Raw genomic sequence first — 4,536 nt, 5'->3', positions numbered from 1 at the left:
CAGCCCCGGCCCTGCGGGAGATCGAGGCACTGCTCGAGCGTGGCCGGCACGGCGAGGCGGAGATCCTTGCGCGGCGGCTGGTGGCCGCGCATCCGCTTCTTGCGCCCGCGCACTATACGCTCGGGATTGTGCTGCAGGGATCTGGCCGTTTCGAGCTTGCCGAGCCTAGCCTGGCGCGGGCGGTGACGCTTGATGAGCGCAACCTTGACTACCTTCTCAACTATGGGCTCTGCCTGCTGTCGATGGGCCGGGTGGCCGAGGCAGCGCCGCTGTACGAACGTGCGAGAGCGTTCGAGCCGCGGAACTTTGTCACGCTTTGGCGCATGGGCTCGTTCCGGGCCCGCATCGGCCACATGGACGAGGCGCTTGCGCTCTATGACAAGGCGCTTCACAAGGCGCCGGAAGCCGCCCGGTGCCAGATCAGGCTCGAGAAGGCGGAATGCCTGTTGTCTCTGGGTCGCATCGAGGACGCGCGAGCGCTCATGCTGCGTGATCTGGCGACAACTCCGCACCGCGCACGTTACCTCTGCCTTCTTTCGGGGTCCGGCCGCGACGATGCCGGCTCGGCGCTCTATGGTGATATCTGCGCGGAGATCGAGCGGCCCGGGCTTGCGCCACAGGACCGCTGTGACCTGATGATCCGCAAGGGCGTGATGCTGCAGGCGAGCGGGCGCTTTGACGAGGCCTTCGCCACCTTGCGCGATGCGAGGAAACTGCTCAGGACGCCGTCGGTCACGGCCGCCTTCGGCCGTGAAGTGGACGAGCGTATCACGGCCTTCACGCGCGAGCGTATCGAGGCTCTCTCAGCGCGCTACGGGCGCAGCCGCTTTCGGCCGATCTTCGTGGTCGGGCTGCCGCGATCCGGCACCACGCTGGCCGCGCAGATCCTTTCGGCGCACAGCACCGCAGGCAATGCGGGCGAACTCGAGACATTCACCTATGTGGCGGCCAGGCTGGCCGGCGGAAGGGCCTTGCGCGAGATCGACGCCACGCTCGATGCTCTTGGTTCGGCGAAGATCGAGGCTCTCGCCCAACTCTATCAGCAGTCGATGGACTATGTGGTGAACGGGCACGCCCGCCCGGTTGACAAGATGCCGCTCAACTTCCGCTTTCTGGCCGAGATTGCCGTGCTGTTCCCGGACGCCCGGATCGTGCATTGCACACGCCACCCGGCCGATACATTCATATCCGCTTTCCAGACGGAGATGAACCTCGCCCATGCCTATAGCTATGATCCAGCCTCCTACGCCGACTATTTCCGCGACTATCAGCGGCTGATGGCGCATTGGGACAAGGTCTTGCCAGGCCGTGTGGTCAGGCTGTCCTACGAGGATCTGGTAGCCTCACCGGAGACGGCGATCCGTGCGCTCCTGGCCTCAGTCGATCTTCCGTTCGAAGCTGCCTGCCTTAATCCGGAGCGCAACATGGCGCCGGTGTCGACGTTCAGCCGCCTGCAGGTGCGGGCTGGCATCAATGCCAACTCGGTCGGCCGCTGGAAACCCTATGCCGCGTATCTGGAGCCGATTCTGCAGCTTCAGCCTGGCTGACGCGCACGCCCCTGTTGTTTGGTTCACTGCTCCCCCGGCCTGCGCACGTCTCCACGGAGAGTCCCGTTGCTTGCACTGCGTGTGATGTTGCGCGTTCGCCGACTTATCGGTCCGCACGTCACAAGAAGGACCTTACCAACCGTCTTTCCAGCCGCTATAGGCTTCTGCCGGCCCCTGTCTGAAACGGCGTGTTCATGGGGCTTGTTGAAAGTCACGAGCAACTGTTTGGGGGCGCCAGTGCACGGAAGGGGAGTTATTGGGTTGGTATCTGACGGCCAGCGACATGTTGAGTACGAAGGGACCAGGACACGAATGTCCGCCATCCCCTTGCATTCCTCTCAGCCCACACATGAACCGGTCCTGAGCTGCGGTGCAGGTCGGGCGGCGGTCGTGGCTCGATCATGAACAGGGGCGATGCGCCGCCTGCGCAGGAGGGACTGGCAAAATTGCGCGAGATTGCCTTTCTGCACATAGGAAAGAATGCGGGTACGCAGATCATGCATCTCGCCCAGCAGTTGAAGCCGCATGGCGTTATGGTGCACCAGCTTCCACACATGAGAAAATTGTACGAGGTCCCTGCGGGTGTTGAGTATTTCTTTTCCATCAGGGACCCCATCTCCCGCTTCAAGTCGGGTTTTTATTCGCGCAAACGCAAGGGCCAGCCGCGCATCTATGTCGAATGGACAAGACCCGAGGCAGCCGCTTTCGGCCAGTTTGAACATGCAAATCAACTCGCTGAAGCACTGTTCCGGACCGACAGGGCAGGCGACATGGCGTTGCAGGCCATTCAATCGATCCGGCACACGGCAATGCAGCAGATCGACTGGTTCGAGAGGATGTGCTTTCTCGACCTTCGCCCGCCACTCTGGATCATCCGGCAGGAGAATTTTGCCTCTGACTTCGGAATGCTTCTCAAGAAGCTCGGCCTTTCGCTGGCATATGCCGATCTGCAGCCGGCGCAGGATGCAGCCACTGCCCACCGCAACGACTATTCACAGACCCCCGAGCTCAGTGATCTGGCGAAGGAGAACCTGCGGCGCTGGTATGCGCGGGATTTTGTCTTCTACGACCTCTGTCAAAGGTGGATGAGAAGCCATGGTGCTCTAGCCTGATGGTCGGCCTTCTGCGCCGCTGGTGAGCGTGGTCTGCCATGGAGCAAGATAGGTTGCTGCAAGCTCGCCCAGCTCCTGCCTCAGGAAGGTCTGCAGGACCCGTCTTTCCCGCTCCGTCAGGGCTGCCTGGTGCGTCTTGAGCAGGCTTGGGTCACCGCGCGTCTGCGACCCGGATGGCTGGTTCCTGTCATACCATTCCACGGCGTCCTTTCGTATCCCGGCGAGCCGCGATGCATCGAAATGGTTCTCGATGGACAGGAACGAAAAAATTCTCTGCAAGGCGCTGTTGCCGCTGACCAGTTCATCATAGCTTACGACCAGCTTGTCACCCTGAAACCTGTCGAAAAGCTGGATGTTTTCGATATAGCGCTTCATGAAGTTGATGTTGCTGTCATAGGCACGAACATATGTCTCCGCCGGGTCGCGTAACAGGAGCAGTGCCTTGGCATAGTTGCTCGCTCCACCTGGTTCGAACAGCGGTGCAAACGGGCCCACGGGCGCGCCGGCATGCCCGGCATAATGGGTTCTGTGGAAGAGAAGTGGTCCATCCTTCACCAGGTGAGCCTTTCCAGGCGTTCTCATCCCGCTCATGACCTCGACCGCATGGCGTACGAGATTGAGCCCGGATCGCTCTGATGAAATCACCAGCGTCTGGGGAAATGGCGCGTGGCCATTCCGGTAGTCTGTCACGGCACGGCTCTCCTTCGAAGTTTGCTCTTTTTCGATCTATTAGCTTATTCTGTGACCGAGTGGACCCGTAATGGGTGATGCCTTGTGCTTGGGGCGGTTTCATGCCCGATCGCACGGCACCAACTGAAATGGCAACCAGAGAATGCATCTCCACGACAAAGCGCAAGGCACATGATTCTCTCCCATACCCACAGGTTCATTGCCTTCAAGACAAGGAAGACTGCAGGAACCAGTTTTGAAATAGCCCTGTCGAAGCACATGCTGGCGCAGGATATCGTGACCCCGATCGCCCCCGCTGACGAGAACATCCGAAAGACGCTGGGATATACAGGGCCCCAGAATTATGGACCCGCCGAAGCGCCAGGCGTTTCACAGGCCCGCTTCTACAATCACATCAGTGCAGAGGACTTGCGCTCCCGGGTCGATGCGGATCTCTTTGAGGCCTACAAGAAGGTTGCGATCGTGCGCAATCCCTTCGACTATGTCGTGAGTTGGTATTTCTGGGAATGCCGCGCGGTGAAGGAGCCCACGCCAGAGCATTTTCGGCAGTGGTTGAGGTTTCAGTTCGCGCACCGCACCGGCATCGAGGCTGACTACAGGAATGGGCGTCGGCCCAATCCTGGGGTGTTCTCATCAAACAGGCTGATTACCCACATCAATGGTCGCTGCGCCATGGATATGCTGCTGCGCTACGAGGACCTTGAAGGTGACATTGTCCGCTTTGCCGGGCAAGCCGGATTGCCGCCTTCTCTTGCCAGTGATTTCAGCACCATACGTGCCAAGGGCCAGTACCGGCCGAAATCAGCCTCGGCCATGGTGATGTTTGATGGCTTCGCGGAGGGGCATGATTTGATTGCTCGCTCATTTTCCGAAGATATGGAACGCTTCGATTACAGATTGACCTGATCGGAGATTCTTGCATCTTGGGCAAGGTAGCTCGGACAATTGAACCACGGGCGTCAGAAGATGCTTATCCGTTTCGTGGCGGACGGCGTGGCTGCTTGTGTGGCAAGCGGAGTTCGTGAGGGAATTTTCGCATAAAAGAGGTAAGAGTCAGCATGCCGCTATATCAGTTCCGGCAGGGCCAGATGGAGAAGACGTTTCTTTTCATCCATGTGCCCAAGACCGGTGGCACGGCGATCGAGAACTATTTCCGTGGACTTGGATTGACCGGGTTTTTTGACCCG

Annotated in this window: 4 protein-coding genes; 3 read left to right on the top strand and 1 reads right to left on the bottom strand. The window is 59.7% G+C overall.

What is annotated here, in order from left to right:
- Both ACILRN_RS15855 and ACILRN_RS15850 read left to right on the top strand, forming a co-directional pair.
- Positions 1 to 1,547 (top strand): tetratricopeptide repeat protein (locus ACILRN_RS15855; protein ID WP_395689932.1); only part of this gene is annotated, 1,547 nt, incomplete at its 5' end.
- Between the two features lie 401 nt (positions 1,548 to 1,948).
- Positions 1,949 to 2,659: a hypothetical protein gene (locus ACILRN_RS15850; protein ID WP_395689930.1), complete on the top strand. Its 711-nt coding sequence runs from the start codon at positions 1,949 to 1,951 to the stop codon at positions 2,657 to 2,659.
- Here the strand turns inward: ACILRN_RS15850 and ACILRN_RS15845 are convergent.
- Positions 2,651 to 3,349: a hypothetical protein gene (locus tag ACILRN_RS15845; protein ID WP_395689928.1), complete on the bottom strand. Its 699-nt coding sequence runs from the start codon at positions 3,347 to 3,349 to the stop codon at positions 2,651 to 2,653. The genes ACILRN_RS15850 and ACILRN_RS15845 overlap by 9 nt on opposite strands.
- 171 nt (positions 3,350 to 3,520) lie before the next feature.
- On the opposite strand from ACILRN_RS15845, the gene ACILRN_RS15840 reads away from it, so the two are divergent.
- Positions 3,521 to 4,255, top strand: a complete 735-nt coding sequence (locus ACILRN_RS15840) for a hypothetical protein (RefSeq protein ID WP_395689926.1) — start codon at positions 3,521 to 3,523, stop codon at positions 4,253 to 4,255.
- The last annotated feature ends 281 nt before the right edge of the window (positions 4,256 to 4,536 follow it).

It is taken from the genome of Aestuariivirga sp., from assembly GCF_044238155.1.
Lineage (GTDB): Bacteria > Pseudomonadota > Alphaproteobacteria > Rhizobiales > Aestuariivirgaceae > Aestuariivirga.
The sequence above is the reverse complement of the archived record's forward strand: the minus strand, read 5'-3'. Positions and strand labels throughout refer to the sequence as shown.